Here is a 17,727-nt window from a genome sequence, read left to right as displayed (position 1 = left end):
AGGGCTTTTAGCGCCGGTTGCTGAGCCACGCGAGGCGCACGAAGCCGCGCTCGACCAGCGCCATCGCCGGCGCCCGCTGGCCCGCGGAGCGGATCGAGAGATCGGTGTCCATCAGCATGCCCAACGCCGCCTCGAGCCGGTCGGCGGACCAGTTCTGCGCCTGCCGCAGCATCCGGTCGCGGCGCGGCCCGAAGAGCGGCGGGCGCAGGCGCTGCACCCCCGCCTGCGGGCCGCCCTGCGCCGAGGCCAGCGCGTAGAGCACCCGGAAGTGGCGCATCGCCATGATCAGCAGCGTCACCGGGTTGACCCCCTGCCCCTCGAGCCGCTGCACCAGCGGCCCGATCTCGGCGCTTCGGCCCTCGGCCACCACGTTGAGGATGTCGTCGAGCTCGGCCTCGATCGAGGCCGGTGCGCAGAGCGCCACCTCGTCCGGGGTCAGCGGCTCGGGATCGTCGAGCTTGTAGAGCGCGACCTTCTCGAGCACCTGCCGGAAATCGCCCGGATCGAGCGCCCGGGCCAGCCCCTCGAGCGCCTCGAAGGCGGCGCGGTCGACCTGTTCGAGCCCCGCCTTCCTCAGCGCTGCCTCGATCTCGTCGCGGCCCGGCGGGTCGGAATAGATGCCGATGGAAAAGGCGTTGTGAAAGCCCTCGAAGAGCTTGCGCAGCTTGGATTTCGCTGCCAGCTGCCCGGCGGTGACGATGATCTGGGCATCGCCCTCGCGCCACTCATCGAGCGCCGTCTTGATCACGTCCGTCAGGCCATCCGTGGCGTCCTCGACAAAGGCCACCCGGGGTCCGGGAAAGAAGCCCTGCGACTTGATCGCGTCGAGCAGCATGGCGCTGTCGCGGCGCAGCTCGCTGGCGGGAATGCGGGTGAGGCGCATCTCGGCCTCGCCCTCCGGGCCCACCAGCGCGCCGATGACTTCCTGCCGGCGATGGGCGACGCGCATCGCGTCCTCGCCGAAGAGCAGCACCCCCGCGCGCGACGGGTCGGGCTTGCGGAAGAAGGCCTGTGCGTCGCGCCCGGTGAGCTTCATTGCGGCAGCATGTCCGCGTCGAGCAGCAGCCGGTCGATGACCTGATCGGCGAGGATCACCATCAGGCGACGGCGCGCGTCGCGCTCGGCGGCCTGCGTGGCGGCTGTGGAGCCAGTGGCAGAGTAGCCGGTGAAGGCGTCGGTCTGGCCCGAGATCAGCACCTCCTCGCTGCCCACGAAGCCCAGGCTGTAGGTTGCCCGGCCGGTGAGCTGGTAGCGGGTGGTCTGGCCGTCGGCCAGCGAACCGAGCCCGTTCGAGGTCACGTCGATCGAGCGGTTCAGCATGTAGGGCCCCGAGGCGCGGCCAAGCCGTTCCTCGAAGCGCGCATTGAAATCATATGTGTAGCGTCGGTCTGGCTCGGGCAGGGCCACGGCGTTCAGCAGCTGGCCACCGCCGCCCTGAGGCCCGTAGACCGGCGTGAACCCGCAGCCCGCGAGGGCTGCGAGCGAGATCAGGAAGGTTCTGCGATCAGGCAACCACATTGACGATCCGGCCCGGGACAACGATCAGCTTCTTCGGCGCGGCCCCCTGCAGGGTCCGTTCCACAGCTTCATGCGCCAGCACGAGTTTTTCAATCTCTTCCTTGGCCATGTCCTTGGGCACGGTCAGCTCGCCGCGGCGCTTGCCGTTGACCTGGATCGGCAGGGTCACGGTGTCCTCGACCAGCATCGCCTCGTCGGCCTCGGGCCATGCGGCATCGGCGATCAGCCCCTCGCCGCCCAGCAGCTGCCAGATCTCTTCCGAGAGGTGCGGCGTCATCGGCGACATCAGCTGCGCCAGAACCTTGGCAGCCTGGGTCTTGGCCTCTGTGCCGGCGCGCGACTTGGTCAGCGCGTTGGTGAAGGCATAAAGCCGCGCGATGGCGGCGTTGAAGCCGAAGCTCTCGACGCCCATGGTCACGTCGTGGATCGCCTTGTGCATCTCGCGCAGCAGCGCCTCGTCCTCACCGGTCGGCGGCACGTCGCCCGCCGCGATCTCGGCGCAGGCGCGGTAAACGCGGGAGAGGTGCTTGTTGGCGGCCTCGGCCCCCGACGCGGTCCATTCGACGTCCCGCTCGGGCGGGCTGTCCGAGAGCACGAACCAGCGCGCGGTGTCGGCGCCGTACTGGCCGATGATGGCGACCGGGTCGACGACGTTGTTCTTCGACTTCGACATCTTGGCCGAGGGGATGATCTCGACCTCGGTGCCATCTTCGAGGAAGCCCTTGCCGTCGCGCAGTTCAACTGCCTCGGGATAGTGATAGACCGGACGGTCCTCGGCGTTTTTGGTCTGGTAGATCGCGTGGGTCACCATGCCTTGCGTGAAGAGCGCGTTGAACGGCTCCTTGCACTTCTCCGGCAGATGGCCGGTGATGTGCATCGCCCGCGCGAAGAAGCGCGAGTACAGCAGGTGCAGGATCGCGTGCTCGATGCCGCCGATATACTGGTCGACATTCATCCAGTACGCGGCCTCCTCGGGATCGACGGGGGCGTCGGCATCCGGCGAGGTGAAGCGGGCGAAGTACCACGAGCTGTCGACGAAGGTGTCCATCGTGTCGGTTTCGCGCCGGGCGGGCGCGCCGCAGGACGGGCAGGCGCAGTCGCGCCAATCCGGGTGACGGTCGAGCGGGTTGCCGGGGATCGAGAAGTCGATCGGCTTGCCACCCTCGTCATAGGGCAGCTGGATCGGAAGGTTTTCCTTCTTCTCCGGCACCACGCCGCAGGCCTCGCAATGCACCACCGGGATCGGGCAGCCCCAGTAGCGCTGGCGGCTCAGGCCCCAGTCGCGCAGGCGGTACTTGGTGACGCCGTGGCCGACGCCATTCTCTTCGCAGAACGCAACGGCCGCGTTGACCGCCTCGTCGCCGGTCTGGACCTCTTCGCCCGCCACGAGACGGGTGTAGCGGACCTTTTCCGATTTTTGCGGCACGAAGGGCTCGGCGGAGATGTCGATCTCGCCTTCGAGCGGCACGAAGGTCTCGACGATCGGCAGGCCATACTTGGTGGCGAACTCGTGGTCGCGCGCGTCGTGGCCCGGGCAGCCGAAGATCGCGCCGGTGCCGTAATCCATCAGAATGAAGTTGGCGACATAGACCGGCAGCTCGACCGAGGTGTCAAACGGGTGGCGCACGGTGATTCCGGTGTCGAAGCCGCGCTTCTCGGCCTTCTCGAGCTCTTCCTCGGAGGTGCCCATGCGGCGGCACTCGGCGACGAACTCGGCCAGCTCGGGGTTGTCCTTCTCGAGCGTGCGGGCCAGCGGGTGATCCGGCGAGATGCCGACAAAGCTCGCGCCCAGCAGGGTGTCGGGGCGGGTGGTGTAAACCTCGATGCGGTCAAAGCCCTCGGGGGCGTCGACGGTCGAGAAGGCAAATTCGAGCCCGCGCGAGCGGCCGATCCAGTTGGCCTGCATCAGCTTGACCTTGGCGGGCCAGTCGTCGAGCCCGTCGAGCGCATCCAGCAGCTCGCCGGAGAAGTCCGAGATCTTGAAGAACCACTGGGTGAGCTCCTTGCGCTCGACCAGCGCACCCGAGCGCCAGCCGCGGCCGTTCTCGACCTGCTCGTTGGCCAGCACGGTCATGTCGACCGGATCCCAGTTCACCACGGCGTTCTTGCGGTAGACGAGGCCCGCCTCGAGCATGTCGAGGAACAGACCCTGCTGCTGGCCGTAATAGTCCGGGTCGCAGGTGGCGAACATGCGCGACCAGTCGAGCCCGAAGCCCAGCGGCTTCATCTGCTCGACCATCGTGTCGATGTTGGAATAGGTCCAGTCCTTGGGGTGGCCGCCGGACGCCATCGCGGCGTTCTCGGCCGGCATTCCGAAGGCGTCAAAGCCCATCGGGTGCAGCACGTTGAAGCCGTTCTGCTTCTTGTAGCGCGCGATCACGTCGCCCATCGTGTAGTTGCGCACATGGCCGATATGGATGCGCCCCGACGGGTAGGGGAACATCTCGAGCACGTAGTATTTCGGCTTGTCGGCGGTGCGGGTGGCCTTGAAGGTCAGGGCCTCATCCCATGCGGCCTGCCATTTCGGCTCGATCGTGGCGGGGTCGTAACGCGACATTTCTTATTCCCTCGGAACGGACGGGTCTCGGGCGGGGTGATAGGCGCATGGGATCGGGGCGTCCAGTGCAAGGCGACATTTCCGCAACCGACACCCCGGATCGCCGCCCCCCGGCAGCTTGCGTGGTTGGATCGCGCCCCGTCTCATGCAACAAATCGCAAAAGCCATTTCGAGATGACCGCCCAGATGAAAATTCTCTGCATTCACCAGAATTTCCCCGGCCAGTACAAGCACCTCGCGCCCGCACTGGTGCAGCGGGGGCACGAGGTCGTGGCGCTGACCCTCAAGGTGAAGGAGCCGACGCAGTGGAATGGGGTGCGCGTCCTGCCCTACAAGATCAACGGCGGCAGCACCCAGGGCATCCACCCGTGGCTCGGGGATTTCGAGACCAAGCTGATCCGCGGCACCAGTTGCTACAACGGGGCGGTGCAACTGAAGAAGCAGGGCTTCACCCCCGACGTGATTCTCGCCCATCACGGCTGGGGTGAGAGCATGTTCCTCAAGGATGTCTGGCCGCGCGCCCGGATGGGGCTGTATTGCGAGCTCTATCACCTGGCGTCGAAGCCCTTCGTCGGCTTCGACCCGGAGTTCGACAAGGCCCCGCCGGACACCAACGCGCTGCGCATCCGGATGAAGAACCTCAACAACCGGCTCCACGAAGAGATCATGGATGCCGGCATTTCGCCGACGCGGTTTCAGGCCTCGACCTTTCCCGAGGCCTGGCAGGACCGCATCACCGTCGCGCATGACGGCATCGACACCGATCTCGTGCGCCCCAACGCGGACGCAACGCTCGAGGTCGGCGACGGCAAGGTGCTGACCCGCGACGACGAGGTCATCACCTTCATCAACCGCAACCTCGAGCCCTATCGCGGCTACCACATCTTCATGCGCGCCCTGCCCGAGATCCTGCGGCGGCGCCCCAATGCGCAGATCACCCTGATCGGCGGCGACGAGGTGAGCTACGGCTCGAAGCCGCCCAAGGGCACCACCTGGAAACAGACGTTCATCGACGAGGTGAAGGACCGGATCTCGGAGGAAGACTGGGCGCGCGTGCACTTCCTTGGCCGGGTGCCCTATGACCGGTTCCTGTCGATGATGCAGGTAAGCCGGGTGCACGTCTACCTGACCTACCCGTTCGTGCTGAGCTGGTCCCTGCTCGAGGCGATGAGCGCGGGCTGCGCGATCCTCGCCAGCGACACCGCGCCGGTGCGCGAGGCGCTGACCGAGAACGAGACCGGCTGGATGGTCGATTTCTTCGACGTGAAGAGCCTTACCGACCGGCTCTGCACCCTGCTCGATGATCCCGAGACCCGCGCCCGTCTGGGGCAGGCTGCCCGCGCCCATGTGCGCGAGCATTACGATCTCAGGACCCGCTGCCTGCCGCAGCACATCGAGTGGGTCGAACGACTGCTGGCGCAGACGCCGCGGCCGGCCCGCGACTGACGCGGCCACAGCTCTCCACCCGCGGCTGTCGCGGCGCCCCTAGCGCAGCGCGAAGTTCTCGGCCGAGAATGCCGACAGCGCGGCCCATTCCAGCGCCTTGCGCTCGGCTTCGCCATCGGGATGCATGAGAAGGGCGACAAGCGCGACCAACAGGCCGCACATCCCCCACAATTCTGTTCTGATCGACATCTGCTCTGCCTCTGATTCTTTCTTGGGCGTCTTTTTGTGCCTGAGAAGGTGGGCTTCCCGGCGATCCGGATCAAGTCACGCTTTATGGCAGGATCGTGCGCGTGCTCACGGCGCCACGCCGGGCTAGCGTTTGCGCCGTCCACCGCTGCTGCGCGCATGAAAGGCCGGCGGACGTTTGCCGACCCAGGCGAGGAAGCGCGCCATGCGGGGATGGGCGCGCAGCGCCTCGGGGGTGTTGAACGCGCGCGCCAGCTCGGCCTCGGTGAAGGTGGCGTGGATCTCGTTGTGGCAGATCTGGTGCAGCCGCACGACCGGCCCGCCCTTGCCGCCCTTCAGTTTCGGCACGAGGTGATGCAGGCTCTGTTTCGCCTCTGGCGGGATCGGGCGCAGGCACAGGGGGCAGATCGGATCGGTCATGCGCGGCTCTTGAACGGGGGCGTCTGGCAGGGCAGAAGACTGGCGCCATTCACGGCAGGATCAAAGGGGCGTTGATGCAGGCAGGGCGCGAGATCGAGGCGCTGGTGATCGGCGGCGGCCCGGCCGGGCTGATGGCCGCCGACGCGCTGCTCTCGGCCGGGCACAGGGTGCTGCTGGCCGAGGCCAAGCCATCGCTCGGGCGCAAGTTCCTGATGGCGGGCAAGTCGGGGCTGAACCTGACCCGCGCTCAACCCTTCGGGCCGTTCCTCGCGGCCTATGGCAGCGCCGAGGCGGCGCTGCGCCCGATGTTGGCCGAGTTCACCCCCGAGACCGTGCAGGCCTGGGCCGAGGGGCTGGGCCAGACCACCTTCACCGGCTCCACGGGCCGGGTCTTCCCCACCGCGATGAAAGCCTCGCCGCTCTTGCGGTCGTGGCTGGCACGGCTCGACGCCATGGGGCTCGAGCGCCACACGCGCTGGCGCTGGACCGGCTGGGATGGCGACGAAACCCGTTTCGAGACCCCCGACGGCCCGCTGGCGCTGCGGCCGCGCGTGACGGTGCTGGCGCTTGGCGGAGCGAGCTGGGCCCGTCTTGGCTCGGACGGCGCGTGGACCGGGCATTTCGCGGGGCAAGGCATCGAGGTCGCGCCGTTCCAGCCGGCCAATGCAGGTCTCTGCGTCGACTGGTCCAAGCACATGGCACCGCAGTTCGGCGCGCCGCTCAAGGGCGTGGCATTTCGCGCCGGCGGGCTGGTCTCGCGCGGCGAGGCGGTGATCTCGGCGCGCGGGCTCGAGGGCGGCGGGCTCTACCCGCTGTCGCCGGCGCTGCGCGAGGGTGCGGCTCTGGTCATCGACCTCGCCCCTGATGTCTCGGAGAAGGCTTTGACCGCAAGGCTCGCGAAGCCCCGCGGCAAGCAGAGCCTGTCGAACCACCTGCGCCGGGCGCTGAAGCTCACGCCCGCCGCCCGCGCCCTGCTGATGGAATGCGCCCGCCCCCTGCCCGAGGATCCGGGCACGCTCGCCCGCACCGTCAAGGCACTTGAGCTGCCGCATCAGGGGTTGCGCCCGATGGACGAGGCGATCTCGACCGCCGGCGGCGTGGCCTTCGCGGCGCTCGATGCGGGCCTGATGCTGACGCAGCGCCCGGGCTGTTTCGTGGCCGGCGAGATGATCGACTGGGAGGCGCCGACCGGTGGCTACCTGCTCACCGCCTGCTTCGCGACCGGGCTCTGGGCCGGCCGCCACGCGGCGCGCTACCTGTCGTCGCGCGGCCGCACACCGTAGCTGCGCATCGCGCCCTCACGCATCTCGGCGACCTCGGTTTCCGGATAGAAGAGATAGCTTGGCGCGCGCACGGCACTTTCGGTGCTCACATCGACGGCGATGACGTTGCGAATGCGGAAGCGGGTGCCGACCTGCGCCAGCAGCGGGGCGGCGAGCGCGTCGAACCCCTCGCTGTCCGCTGGCACGATACGGGCACGCCCTTCCAGACGCCTCCCGCGCTGGCTGAACACGTCGATCATGCTGATGCAGACCGCCGGGTTGGCGCAGATGTTGCGCAGGCTGCGACCCGATGCGATCTCGGCGATCAGGAAGACGCCCTCGGACGGCTCGGCATAGACCTCCTTCGGCGACACGTTCGGCAGCCCCTCTTCGGATACCGTCGCCAGCCAGCACAAAATGGCCCTGTCTTCCATTCCGCCTCCTCCCGTCTCCGTGGCCCGGTCGACACTGATGGCACGCGACGGGGCCGTCAACAGACGAAAGGGGCGTGTCGAACGCCGAGCGAAGGCGGATCGAAGCTACGGTTTACTGGGGTGTGACTGCGGGCGGTGGCAAGAAATCCCGCCGCAACCGCCGAGCATGTCCGACCCAAACCGAACCTTGGATGCCGAAAGGCGAACGACCGCAATGCGGACCTTCCTGCCGTTCGCTGCATGCGCAACCTTCGGCGGGTCGAGCGTCGGCAATGCGCAGGAAAGCAGACTCGGCTCCGCTGAGTTCAGGCCATGATGGCAGCCGTGTTTGCAGAGTGCAGCGACCAGCTGCTGCGAGCCCACCTTACCCGTTCGTCCCTTTACCACGAACAACCGCCATCGTGATAAGCTAAAAACGTGCCAGAATCATAGATTTCATTGCTTTGGGTTTCTGCCTCGGCTAACCTTATGCAAATATTGAGTTGCATGCGGAAGCAAATGAGTCACCACTTCTGACCAGACGGATTGCATATTTTTGACAAACCTGTTTTTGGGCACCTCAATTTTTCACGAAACTCGGCCATGCCGCCTGTGTTCCAGTGCGCGCGTTTGGCTTCCGGGTATTGGGTCGAGGGCATTTTTAGGGAATTTTCCCATATACAAATCAAGCTTTTAGGGATTGCTAAATGTCGAAGTCTCAAGGCGCATCTCATTCGGCCAAGGCGGGTAGTTTTGGGTCGCCACCAGAGAGTCCTCACGCATTAGAAAGAGTTGAAGCGCTGCTTTCTAAGTATAAAAATCTTATATCGACTATCGCTCTCATTTTAGCCTTAGCAGGCGGTGTGCTGGCATTTTATCAACTCCGCATGTCCGCAATGTCTGCCAAATACACAGCTGAAATTGATGCCGTCCAATTGCTGTTTCCTGAGGTTTCCATTGTAGAAACACAACTTTCCTACAAGGGTGATGACGCCCATTTCTACGCGACATTCCAAAACAATGGCGAGCTTCACGTCTCTGTGAGTAGCGACTTTTTCTTCGGCTTTAGCGACTGTTTTGGCCTTTCTCAAAGCGTTCGAATTTATTACGGCGCCGAAGAGAAGCCATTCAGTAGGTTTGCAACCTTCGGCCCTGGGGATGTAGTAACGTTTCGGTTTACTATTAAGAATTTCTCAAACTATCTAAAGCTCTTATTTGGAGAGACGCCTAAGGGGGAGTTAAATTTTGTCACAACCATAATACCGGAGTCATATACTCCGGTTCAGGAGCATTTGGAGAGCCTATCTAAATCGCTTCCCGACCTAAAAAGGTGGAGTATCATCAATGGGAAGCAAGTCGATTTGCCAAAATTCGGGTATGCGGAGCCTTCTAAGTTCCCAATTGCAGTCCAGTTTGGATCGGATGGTGAAATACTTGAACTGCGCGCCACAGAGTCCTGTAGGTAGATTGGCGGTTAGGCGTCCTTGCGTTGGCTCAAGCGCGACAGCTCTGCTACCGTTCTCGGAGCATCGTCGCTCGATCCTGCCAAGGATTTGTGATCCAAGCAAAAATCACCGATCTTTTCATTGCCAAATCGTCAAAGCTGACCCTGGCGGAGGCGCATCGAACTTGTGCTTTGTCCGCGTCCCGGTGGTCCGCTTCACCGTGTTGGGTGACTCGAGGCGAATGGCAAGTTCGGGCTGGGAGCGGACCTATGCACCCGCAGCGAAGATTCGGCTCAGGTGCGGTATTTTGGGCTCGAAGCCGTCGTCCGCCGCATGGGGCGCGAACGACAACTTATCCCTGGCACATGCGATCTGGGTCAGCGACCTGACAGGACGGTCGCTTTTGTCTGAAACATGAAAGGGGCGCCCGCATTCGGACGCCCCTTCTGACTTGCTTGAGAAGCCAATCGCGTCTCGTCGATCAGACCGCGACCTTGCGGCTTTCCTCGAGATAGATTTCACGCAGGCGGCCCGCCACGTCCCCCGGCGTGCCGGTGCCGATGGTGGCGCCGTCGATCTCCACGACCGGCATCACGAAGGCCGAGGCCGAGGTGAAGAACGCCTCGTCGGCCTCCTTGGCCTCCTCGATGGTGAAGGGGCGCTCTTCCACGACCATCTGCGCCTCACGGGCGAATTTCAGCACCGCGGCACGGGTGATGCCGTGCAGGATGTCGGTCGACAGGTTGCGGGTGATGATCTTGCCGTCCTTGACGATATAGGCGTTGTTCGAGGTGCCCTCGGTGACAAAGCCGTCCTCGACCATCCACGCATCGTCGCAGCCGGCCTTCTTGGCCATCATCTTGCCCATCGACGGGTAGAGCAGCTGCACCGTCTTGATGTCGCGGCGGCCCCAGCGGATGTCCTCGATCGAGATCACCTTGATGCCCTTCTTGGCGGTCGGGTTGTCCGCGAGGCCGGGCTTGTTCTGGGTGAACAGCACCAGCGTCGGCTCGGTGGTCTCGGGGTCGGGGAAGGCGAAGTCGCGGTCGCCGGGCGCGCCACGGGTGACCTGAAGGTAGATCAGCCCCTCTTCGATGCCGTTGAGTTCCACCAGCTTGCGGTGGATCTCGATCAGGTCGTCGAAGGCGGCGGGCTTCTTCATGTCGAGCTCGTTCAGCGACCGCTCGAGCCGCTTCTGGTGGCCCTCGAAGTCGATCAGCTTGCCACCCAGCACGGAGGTCACCTCGTAGACGCCATCGGCCATCAGGAAGGCGCGGTCGAAGATCGAGACCTTGGCCTCGGTCTCGGGCAAGTACTCTCCGTTAACGTAGACAGTGCGGGTCATGTAAGGGGTCTCCAGTCAGGTCGGTCGGGAGCGGCGGGCGGGGATCAGCCCCAAAGCGCCGGCTCGGAAGGATGCACGCCCTGCGCGTCAAACAGCAGGGGGGTGGGGCGGTCTTCTGCCAGAAGCAGCGGGCCGTCAAGATCGGTGAAGGCGGCGCCCTGCGCCACCAGCACGGCGGGCGCCATGGCAAGGCTCGAGCCGACCATGCAGCCGACGAAGATGCCGTAGCCCTCGGCCTCGGCCGCGGCGCGCATCGCCACCGCCTCGGTCAGGCCGCCGGTCTTGTCGAGCTTGATGTTGACGATGTCGTACTTGCCCTTGAGCCCGGGCAGCGAGGCGCGGTCATGGGCGCTCTCGTCGGCGCAGACCGGCACCGGGCGCTCCATGCCGATCAGCGCCTCGTCGTCGCCCGCGGGCAGCGGCTGCTCGACCATCGCCACGCCGAGCCGCACCAGATGCGGCGCCAGATCGGCATAGACCTCGGCCGTCCAGCCCTCGTTGGCGTCGACGATGATGGTACTGTCTGGGGCGCCCCGGCGCACTGCCTCGAGCCGCGGCATGTCGTCGGGCGTGCCGAGCTTGACCTTCAGCAGCGGTCGGGCGGCATTCTTGGCGGCCTGTGCCTGCATGTTCTCGGGGGTGTCGAGCGACAGCGTGTAGGCGGTGATCTCCGGGCCGGGCTTCGGCTGGCCCAGAAGCTCCCAGACCCGCTTGCCCTGCGCCTTGGCCTCGAGATCCCAGAGCGCGCAGTCGACGGCATTGCGGGCGGCGCCGGCGGGCAGCAGCCCCTGCAGCGCCGCGCGGCTCACATCGGCCGGCAGGCCTGCGATCTCTTCGGTCACGCTCTCGAGCGTCTCGTCGTAGCGCGCATAGGGCACGCATTCGCCCCAGCCGGTCACCCCGTCGCGGGTGATCTTCACGGTCAGCACCTTGGCCTCGGTGCGGCTGCCCCGGGAGATGGTGAAGACCTGTGCCAGTCTGAACGTGTCGCGCGTGACCTCGATGCTCAAGAGCCCTGCCCCTTCGTTGTGTCGTTCCGTCGTCTTGACGGGCGGCGGCGCAGCCCGCGCCGCCGCCCGTCGGTTCATCTCAAGGTGCCGGATGGCTCAGAGCGCGGCAACCGCATCCGCGAGGCGGTCTGCCCCGTGGCGGTAGGGATCGACCGTCGGCAGGCCGAACTTCTCTTCGATCTCCTTGCAATAGGCCTTGGCCTCGTCCTCGCCCATGTGCTGGGTGTTGATCGAGATGCCGATCACCTTGCACGCGGGGTTGGCGACCTGCGCCAGCTGCAGCGCCACGTCGCGCACCGCCTCCAGCGAGGGCAGCTGGTAGCCCGGCAGGCCGCGCATGTGGCTGCGGGTCGGCTCGTGGCACAGCACCAGCGCGTCCGGCTGGCCGCCATGCACCAGCGCCATGGTCACGCCCGAATAAGAGACGTGGAACAGCGAGCCCTGGCCCTCGATGATGTCCCAGTGATCCTCGTCGTTGTCCGGCGTCAGGTACTCGATCGAGCCGGCCATGAAGTCGGCGATGACCGCGTCGAGCGGCACGCCGTCGCCGGTGATCAGGATGCCGGTCTGGCCGGTGGCGCGGAAGGTCGATTTCATGCCCTTCTCGCGCATCGAGGCGTCAAGCGCGAGCGCGGTGTACATCTTGCCGACCGAGCAGTCTGTGCCCACCGCCAGCAGGCGCTTGCCCTTGCGCGGCTCGCCATTGGCGATCGGGTATTTCACCGACGGAATGCGCACGTCGTGCAGCTTCTGGCCGGTGGCGCGGGCCACGGCGGCGAGGTCTTCCTCGTCGCGCAGCAGGTTGTGCAGGCCGGAGGCGAGGTCGAAGCCCTCTTCCAGCGCCTCGACGAGCACCTTCTTCCAGGTCTGCGAGATCACCCCGCCCCGGTTGGCGACGCCGATCACCAGCGTCTTGGCGCCGGCGGCCTTGGCCTCGGCCAGCGTCATGTCGGGCAGTTTCATGTCGGCCTTGCAGCCCTCGAGGCGGAATTGGCCCACGCAGTTCTCCGGGCGCCAGTCCTTGATACCCTGCGCCACCTTGGCGGCGAGGGGGTCCGGAGCGTCTCCGAGAAAGAGCAGATACGGCGTCTCGATCATGTCAGTTCCCTGTCGTTTGGATTCGCGGCATGTTGCCCCGCATCACACGCAAATACATCGCGAATGCCAGCGATCCACCGGAGCCCGCGCCGAATTTTCGTGCATTTCCGCCGCGCCGCCGAAGAATCGTGCATCCCTTCGCGCCTCTCACGCCGCAAGGCAGCGCCTTTCGCAGGAGGATTTTGCTTGCGCAGCATGGCGCAATTTAATAACCCCAGTCGCGGAGTAAGCGAAATATCATTACGCAACGAGGACCCGCATGAGCTTCCGCATCCAGCCCGCCGCCCCGGCACGCCCCAACCGCTGCCAGTTGTTCGGCCCGGGCTCGCGCCCCGCGATCTTCGAAAAGATGGCCGGTTCGGCGGCGGACGTGATCAACCTCGATCTCGAGGATTCGGTCGCGCCGTCCGACAAGGACAGCGCCCGCGACAACATCATTCAGGCCATCGGTGACATCGACTGGGGCAACAAGACGCTCTCGGTGCGGATCAACGGGCTCGACACGCCCTACTGGTATCGCGACGTGGTCGAGCTGCTCGAGAAGTCGAGCGACCGGCTCGACCAAATCATGATCCCCAAGGTCGGCTGCGCAGCAGATCTCTATGCCGTCGACGCGCTGGTGACCGCGGTCGAGCGTGCCACGGGCCGAGCCAAGCCGATCAAGTTCGAGGTGATCATCGAATCTGCCGCCGGCATCGCCCATGTCGAGGAGATCGCCGCCGGCTCGCCCCGGCTCGAGGCGATGAGCCTCGGCGCCGCGGATTTCGCCGCCTCGATGGGCATGGCGACCACCGGCATCGGTGGCACGCAGGAAAACTACTACATGATCCGCGAGGGCCAGAAGCACTGGTCGGATCCGTGGCACTGGGCGCAGGCCGCCATCGTCGCCGCCTGCCGCACCCACGGCGTGCTGCCGGTCGACGGCCCGTTCGGCGATTTCTCCGACGACGAGGGCTTCCGCGCGCAGGCGCTGCGCTCGGCCACGCTGGGCATGGTCGGCAAGTGGGCGATCCACCCCAAGCAGGTGGCACTGGCCAACGAGGTCTTCACCCCGTCCGACGAGGCGGTCTCGGAAGCGCGCGAGATCCTCGCCGCGATGGAGGAGGCCAAGGCCAAAGGCGAAGGCGCCACGGTCTACAAGGGCCGGCTGGTGGACATCGCCTCGATCAAGCAGGCCGAGGTGATCGTGAAGCAGTCCGAGATGATCGCCGGGCACTGAGCCCACAGGGCGAGACGTATCAGGGCGCGGTCCTCAGCCGGGGGTCGCGCCTTTTTTTCATGCGGGCCCGACGGCATCCCGCAGAACCGCGCGCGACGGGCTTCATGTACTCACCCGCGCCGCCGCGCTCGCTCGCCCCGCTTCATCTGAGCGCCCTCCCCCACAAGTCGCTTCACTGCCACGGCACGATTGACAGACGCGTCCTCCCGGCGGACCCTGAACGGGCAAGACCTTTTCCGATTGCCTTTTTCAGGATCCGTCCATGTTCAAACCTCTTCTTGCCGCCGGCCTGATGCTGGCCAGCCCGGCCATCGCCGACGTTACCCCCTTCAAGACCCCGTCCGGCAATATCGAGTGCTACATCGGCACCGGCCCGAACTCTGCCGATCTGAGCTGCACGATCTTCCAGTTCAGCGGCACCCCCAACGTGCCACGCCCCGCCTCCTGCGGCAGCGGCTGGGGCCATAACTACGTCATCCTCGAGCGCGGACCGGTACAGATGGAGTGCCGCGGGCCGGGCCGGCCGAACACCGCACCCGGCGTCGACGTTGCGCCCTATGGCGTCTCGGCCACCTGGGGCGGCATCTCGTGCCTCTCCGAAACCACCGGGCTGCGCTGCCAGAACGCCGACGGCCACGGCTTCCACCTGTCGCGCCGGGTGCTTCAGGTCTGGTGACACGCAAGAGGGCGCCCGAAGGCGCCCTCTCAATCGTTCCGACGCAGACGCCTACTCCGCCGGCTTGTGCGCCGCGTCGGCCAGCACGTGCTCGGCCTCCTCGTCGATATGCAGGTCGTCGGCGGTGATCACGCCGGCATTCGGGTCGGCATAGATGGCAAGGTCCATCTGGCCCTCGGTCTTGGCGACGATGGTCGAGACCACCGCGTCGCCGGTGATGTTCACCGCCGTCCGGATCATGTCCATCAGCCGGTCGACGCCAAGGATCAGCGCGATGCCCTCGATTGGCAGGCCCACCTGCCCCAGCACCATCGTCAGCATCACGAGCCCCACGCCGGGCACGCCCGCGGTGCCGATCGAGGCCAGCACCGCCATGGCGATCACCGTGAGATAGCCGCCAAGGCCGAGGTCGATGCCGTAGACATTGGCAAGGAACACCGTCGCCACGCCCTGCATGATCGCGGTACCATCCATGTTGATGGTGGCGCCGAACGGCACCGAGAACGAGGCCACCGAGTTGTTCACCCCCATGCGCTCGGTCACGCAGCGCAGGGTGACCGGAATGGTCGCGTTCGACGAGGCGGTGGAGAAGGCAAAGATCTGCGCCGGGCGGATCTTCTGCAGGAAGGTGATCGGGTTGAGCCCTGCGAACAGCTTCAGGAACAGCATCAGCGTGACGAAGAGATGCAGCAGCAGCGCCCCCACCAGCACCAGCACATAGGCGATGACCGGCATGAAGAGGCCGATGCCCTGCTCGGTGAAGGTCTTGGCGATCAGGCAGAACACGCCGTAGGGCGCGAAGGCCATGACGATCTGCACCACCTTCATCATCAGCTCGTTCATGTACTCGCAGGCTTCCACGAAGGTCTTCGAGCGCTCACCCAGCATCAGCACCGCAATGCCGAGCACGATGGTGTAGAAGATGATCTGCAGCATCTCGCCGCCGGAGAACGCCGCCACCGGGTTGCGCGGCACGATGGCCGCGAAGGTCTCCCAGACGCTCGGCGCCTCTCGTCCGGTCACGCCCGAGGTGTCGATGCCCTCCATCACGAAGCCGTCGCCCGGCGAGACCAGCAGCGCGATCAGGATCGCCACCGCGATGGCGGTCGCGGTGGTCGCCATGTAGAGTCCGAAGCTCTTGCCGCCGACCCGGCCAAGGATGCGGATGTCGCCGATCCCGGCCACACCGCAGATTAGCGAGAAGAACACCAGCGGCACCACCAGCATCTGCAGCGCGTTGACGAACATCCGCCCGACCATGCCGAAGAAGCCTCCGACGAGATGCGTGTTGATCGCCTCGATGCCGGCGATGTTGAGGATCACCCCGAGGACGAGCCCCGCCCCCATGGCGATCATGATCCGGGTGGTCAGCGACAGTTTGCCGTCGCTATCGCGCAATGCGGCCCCCATGGCAGTCTCCTTTTCGAATCCAGATCCCCAGTCTGCGCCGGTTCCGCGCCATCGCCGCGCAGAATCCGCTCGCAACCCCGGCTTTTCACGGGCGCGACGCCGCGCGATGCGCCCAAAACGCACAAATAATAGACGATTTTCGCCTTTTGCGCGAGCGGGCCCATTTGCCTCGGCGCTGCAGAAGGCTAGCTGCGCAGACGTATTGTGCCTGTCATACTGTCCCGCTACAGCGCGCTACCGCGCGTCTCGAAAGGAGCCCGTAGATGACCCAGTTCACCCTTGGATGGGAAGAGTGGCTTGCCCTTCCCGATCTCGGCCTTCCGGCGATCCGCGCCAAGGTGGATACCGGCGCGCGCACCTCGGCGCTGCACGCCTTCGCGATCGAACCCTTCGGCTCCGAGGACAAGCCGATGGTGCGCTTCGCCATCCATCCCGATCCGGCCGACCCGGGGCTCGAGATCATCTGCTCGGCGCCGCTCAAGGACCGGCGCGAGGTGACCTCGTCGAACGGCGAGACCGAGCTGCGCTTCGTGATCGAGACCACGGTGGCGATGGACGGGCGCAGCTGGCCCATCGAGGTGACCCTGACCGATCGCGGCTCGATGGCCTACCGCATGCTGCTCGGCCGCTCGGCGCTCGATGACGACATGATCGTCTCGCCCAGCCACAGCTTCCAGCAGCCCGAACTGTCCTTCGACGAGTACCGTGCGATCCCGCGCCACAAGCAGCACCGCCGCGCCCTGCGCCTCGCCATCCTGACCCGTGAGCCCTCGAACTATTCGACCCGCCGGCTCATCGAGGCGGCCGAGGCGCGCGGCCACACGATGGAGGTGATCGACACCTCGCGCTGCTACATGAACATCCGCGCCGTCGGCGGTGAGGTGCATTACGATGGCCGCCGCCTGCCGCATTACGACGCGGTGATCCCCCGCATCGGGGCCTCGGTGACCTCCTACGGCACCGCGGTGGTGCGCCAGTTCGAGAGCCTCGGCACCTATTGCCTGTCGGGCTCCGAGGGCATCACCGTGTCGCGCGACAAGCTGCATGCCCACCAGGTGCTGGCGCGCCACCGCATCGGCATGCCGACCACGGCCTTCGCCCGAAGCCCCAAGGATTCGGGCAATGTCATCAGCCTCGTGGGCGGCGCGCCGCTGGTGCTGAAACTGCTCGAGAGCACGCAGGGCAAGGGCGTTGTGCTGGCCGAGACCAAGAAGGCGGCCGAGAGCGTGATCTCCGCCTTCCAGGGGCTGAAGGCCGATTTCCTGGTGCAGAGCTTCGTCAAGGAAGCCGCCGGCGAGGACATCCGCTGCTTCGTGGTCGGCGGCAAGGTGGTGGCCGCCATGCGCCGCCGCGGCAAGCCTGACGATTTCCGCTCCAACCTGCACCAGGGCGGCACCGCCGAGCCGGTGAAGATCACCCGCAGCGAGCGCGAGACCGCGATCAAGGCCGCCCGCGCCATGAAGCTCGACGTGGCCGGTGTCGACCTGCTGCGCGGCGAGGACGGCCCCAAGGTGCTCGAGGTCAATTCCTCGCCGGGGCTCGAGGGCATCGAGAAAACCTCCGAGAAGGACATCGCCGGGCTGGTGATCCAGCATATTGAGGAAAAGGTCGCCCCGCGCCCGCCCAAGCCGCGCCGCCGTACCCCGTAGGCGCCCGCCCCACTGAGCCTGCCCTAACAATGCCGTGCGGCCCCGGGTCCATGGCCCATCCTCGACCATAGGC

At 65.8% G+C, this 17,727-nt stretch carries 16 protein-coding genes; 6 read left to right on the top strand and 10 right to left on the bottom strand.

The window, feature by feature from the left end; genetic code table 11:
• Positions 1 to 7: 7 nt before the first annotated feature.
• From holA to leuS, 3 genes are read right to left on the bottom strand one after another with little or no spacing between them, the layout of a single operon-like run.
• Positions 8 to 1,036 (bottom strand): DNA polymerase III subunit delta, encoded by a 1,029-nt coding sequence (gene holA, locus JF542_RS10990; protein WP_207075875.1) that lies wholly within the window; start codon positions 1,034 to 1,036, stop codon positions 8 to 10.
• On the bottom strand, positions 1,033 to 1,518 hold the full coding sequence (gene lptE / locus JF542_RS10985) for an LPS assembly lipoprotein LptE (protein WP_007794378.1): 486 nt from the start codon (positions 1,516 to 1,518) through the stop codon (positions 1,033 to 1,035). Before lptE ends, holA begins: the two co-directional genes overlap by 4 nt.
• Positions 1,505 to 4,075 (bottom strand): leucine--tRNA ligase, encoded by a 2,571-nt coding sequence (gene leuS / locus JF542_RS10980; protein WP_207075874.1) that lies wholly within the window; start codon positions 4,073 to 4,075, stop codon positions 1,505 to 1,507. The genes lptE and leuS overlap by 14 nt, the downstream gene beginning before the upstream one ends.
• 186 nt (positions 4,076 to 4,261) lie before the next feature.
• Between leuS and JF542_RS10975 the strand changes: the two genes are divergently transcribed.
• Positions 4,262 to 5,521 carry a glycosyltransferase family 4 protein gene (locus tag JF542_RS10975; protein WP_207075873.1) on the top strand — a complete coding sequence of 420 codons (1,260 nt, stop codon included), beginning with the start codon at positions 4,262 to 4,264 and terminating at the stop codon, positions 5,519 to 5,521.
• A 39-nt stretch (positions 5,522 to 5,560) separates the two neighbouring features.
• Here the strand turns inward: JF542_RS10975 and JF542_RS10970 are convergent, their stop codons facing one another.
• Together JF542_RS10970 and JF542_RS10965 are read right to left on the bottom strand one after the other, a co-directional pair.
• Positions 5,561 to 5,710 carry a hypothetical protein gene (locus JF542_RS10970; RefSeq protein ID WP_154657514.1) on the bottom strand — a complete coding sequence of 50 codons (150 nt, stop codon included), beginning with the start codon at positions 5,708 to 5,710 and terminating at the stop codon, positions 5,561 to 5,563.
• A 123-nt stretch (positions 5,711 to 5,833) separates the two neighbouring features.
• Complete coding sequence (locus JF542_RS10965) at positions 5,834 to 6,127, bottom strand: HNH endonuclease family protein (RefSeq protein WP_207075872.1); 294 nt, start codon at positions 6,125 to 6,127, stop codon at positions 5,834 to 5,836.
• A gap of 74 nt (positions 6,128 to 6,201) precedes the next feature.
• Here JF542_RS10965 and JF542_RS10960 point away from each other — a divergent pair, with 74 nt between their 5' ends.
• On the top strand, positions 6,202 to 7,410 hold the full coding sequence (locus tag JF542_RS10960; RefSeq protein ID WP_207075871.1) for a TIGR03862 family flavoprotein: 1,209 nt from the start codon (positions 6,202 to 6,204) through the stop codon (positions 7,408 to 7,410).
• Here the strand turns inward: JF542_RS10960 and JF542_RS10955 are convergent.
• Positions 7,380 to 7,823: a pyridoxamine 5'-phosphate oxidase family protein gene (locus JF542_RS10955; protein ID WP_207075870.1), complete on the bottom strand. Its 444-nt coding sequence runs from the start codon at positions 7,821 to 7,823 to the stop codon at positions 7,380 to 7,382. The genes JF542_RS10960 and JF542_RS10955 overlap by 31 nt on opposite strands.
• 686 nt (positions 7,824 to 8,509) lie before the next feature.
• Here JF542_RS10955 and JF542_RS10950 point away from each other — a divergent pair.
• Positions 8,510 to 9,268, top strand: coding sequence for a hypothetical protein (locus JF542_RS10950; protein ID WP_207075869.1), 759 nt, complete (start codon positions 8,510 to 8,512; stop codon positions 9,266 to 9,268).
• A 460-nt stretch (positions 9,269 to 9,728) separates the two neighbouring features.
• Here the strand turns inward: JF542_RS10950 and JF542_RS10945 are convergent, their stop codons facing one another.
• The 3 genes from JF542_RS10945 to dgcN all read right to left on the bottom strand — a co-directional run bounded on the left by JF542_RS10945 (position 9,729) and on the right by dgcN (position 12,700).
• On the bottom strand, positions 9,729 to 10,592 hold the full coding sequence (locus JF542_RS10945; protein ID WP_207075868.1) for a D-amino-acid transaminase: 864 nt from the start codon (positions 10,590 to 10,592) through the stop codon (positions 9,729 to 9,731).
• A gap of 44 nt (positions 10,593 to 10,636) precedes the next feature.
• Positions 10,637 to 11,602: an N-acetyl-D-Glu racemase DgcA gene (gene dgcA, locus JF542_RS10940; protein WP_207075867.1), complete on the bottom strand. Its 966-nt coding sequence runs from the start codon at positions 11,600 to 11,602 to the stop codon at positions 10,637 to 10,639.
• Between the two features lie 96 nt (positions 11,603 to 11,698).
• Positions 11,699 to 12,700: an N-acetyltransferase DgcN gene (gene dgcN, locus JF542_RS10935; protein WP_007794410.1), complete on the bottom strand. Its 1,002-nt coding sequence runs from the start codon at positions 12,698 to 12,700 to the stop codon at positions 11,699 to 11,701.
• A gap of 259 nt (positions 12,701 to 12,959) precedes the next feature.
• Here dgcN and JF542_RS10930 point away from each other — a divergent pair, with 259 nt between their 5' ends.
• A complete protein-coding gene (locus JF542_RS10930; protein WP_207075866.1) occupies positions 12,960 to 13,919 on the top strand; it encodes an L-malyl-CoA/beta-methylmalyl-CoA lyase in 960 nt (319 codons plus the stop codon).
• Between the two features lie 262 nt (positions 13,920 to 14,181).
• Positions 14,182 to 14,595 carry a DUF6636 domain-containing protein gene (locus tag JF542_RS10925; RefSeq protein ID WP_007794416.1) on the top strand — a complete coding sequence of 138 codons (414 nt, stop codon included), beginning with the start codon at positions 14,182 to 14,184 and terminating at the stop codon, positions 14,593 to 14,595.
• A gap of 51 nt (positions 14,596 to 14,646) precedes the next feature.
• Here the strand turns inward: JF542_RS10925 and JF542_RS10920 are convergent, their stop codons facing one another.
• On the bottom strand, positions 14,647 to 16,005 hold the full coding sequence (locus JF542_RS10920) for a dicarboxylate/amino acid:cation symporter (RefSeq protein ID WP_207075865.1): 1,359 nt from the start codon (positions 16,003 to 16,005) through the stop codon (positions 14,647 to 14,649).
• A 263-nt stretch (positions 16,006 to 16,268) separates the two neighbouring features.
• Here JF542_RS10920 and rimK point away from each other — a divergent pair, with 263 nt between their 5' ends.
• Positions 16,269 to 17,654, top strand: coding sequence for a 30S ribosomal protein S6--L-glutamate ligase (gene rimK, locus JF542_RS10915; protein ID WP_207075864.1), 1,386 nt, complete (start codon positions 16,269 to 16,271; stop codon positions 17,652 to 17,654).
• Positions 17,655 to 17,727 lie beyond the last annotated feature (73 nt).

The sequence above is a fragment of the Salipiger bermudensis genome (assembly GCF_017309175.1).
GTDB lineage: Bacteria > Pseudomonadota > Alphaproteobacteria > Rhodobacterales > Rhodobacteraceae > Salipiger > Salipiger bermudensis.
Note: the sequence above shows the minus strand (reverse complement) of the source record. Positions and strands in the feature narration are given on the sequence as shown.

What these genes read in the sequence shown, in the direction of transcription:
- holA (WP_207075875.1), bottom strand. Translation starts at nt 1,036, where the DNA reads ATGAAGCTCACCGGGCGCGACGCACAGGCCTTCTTCCGCAAGCCCGAC.
- lptE (WP_007794378.1), bottom strand. Translation starts at nt 1,518, where the DNA reads ATGTGGTTGCCTGATCGCAGAACCTTCCTGATCTCGCTCGCAGCCCTC.
- leuS (WP_207075874.1), bottom strand. Translation starts at nt 4,075, where the DNA reads ATGTCGCGTTACGACCCCGCCACGATCGAGCCGAAATGGCAGGCCGCA.
- JF542_RS10975 (WP_207075873.1), top strand. Translation starts at nt 4,262, where the DNA reads ATGAAAATTCTCTGCATTCACCAGAATTTCCCCGGCCAGTACAAGCAC.
- JF542_RS10970 (WP_154657514.1), bottom strand. Translation starts at nt 5,710, where the DNA reads ATGTCGATCAGAACAGAATTGTGGGGGATGTGCGGCCTGTTGGTCGCG.
- JF542_RS10965 (WP_207075872.1), bottom strand. Translation starts at nt 6,127, where the DNA reads ATGACCGATCCGATCTGCCCCCTGTGCCTGCGCCCGATCCCGCCAGAG.
- JF542_RS10960 (WP_207075871.1), top strand. Translation starts at nt 6,202, where the DNA reads ATGCAGGCAGGGCGCGAGATCGAGGCGCTGGTGATCGGCGGCGGCCCG.
- JF542_RS10955 (WP_207075870.1), bottom strand. Translation starts at nt 7,823, where the DNA reads ATGGAAGACAGGGCCATTTTGTGCTGGCTGGCGACGGTATCCGAAGAG.
- JF542_RS10950 (WP_207075869.1), top strand. Translation starts at nt 8,510, where the DNA reads ATGTCGAAGTCTCAAGGCGCATCTCATTCGGCCAAGGCGGGTAGTTTT.
- JF542_RS10945 (WP_207075868.1), bottom strand. Translation starts at nt 10,592, where the DNA reads ATGACCCGCACTGTCTACGTTAACGGAGAGTACTTGCCCGAGACCGAG.
- dgcN (WP_007794410.1), bottom strand. Translation starts at nt 12,700, where the DNA reads ATGATCGAGACGCCGTATCTGCTCTTTCTCGGAGACGCTCCGGACCCC.
- JF542_RS10930 (WP_207075866.1), top strand. Translation starts at nt 12,960, where the DNA reads ATGAGCTTCCGCATCCAGCCCGCCGCCCCGGCACGCCCCAACCGCTGC.
- JF542_RS10925 (WP_007794416.1), top strand. Translation starts at nt 14,182, where the DNA reads ATGTTCAAACCTCTTCTTGCCGCCGGCCTGATGCTGGCCAGCCCGGCC.
- JF542_RS10920 (WP_207075865.1), bottom strand. Translation starts at nt 16,005, where the DNA reads ATGGGGGCCGCATTGCGCGATAGCGACGGCAAACTGTCGCTGACCACC.
- rimK (WP_207075864.1), top strand. Translation starts at nt 16,269, where the DNA reads ATGACCCAGTTCACCCTTGGATGGGAAGAGTGGCTTGCCCTTCCCGAT.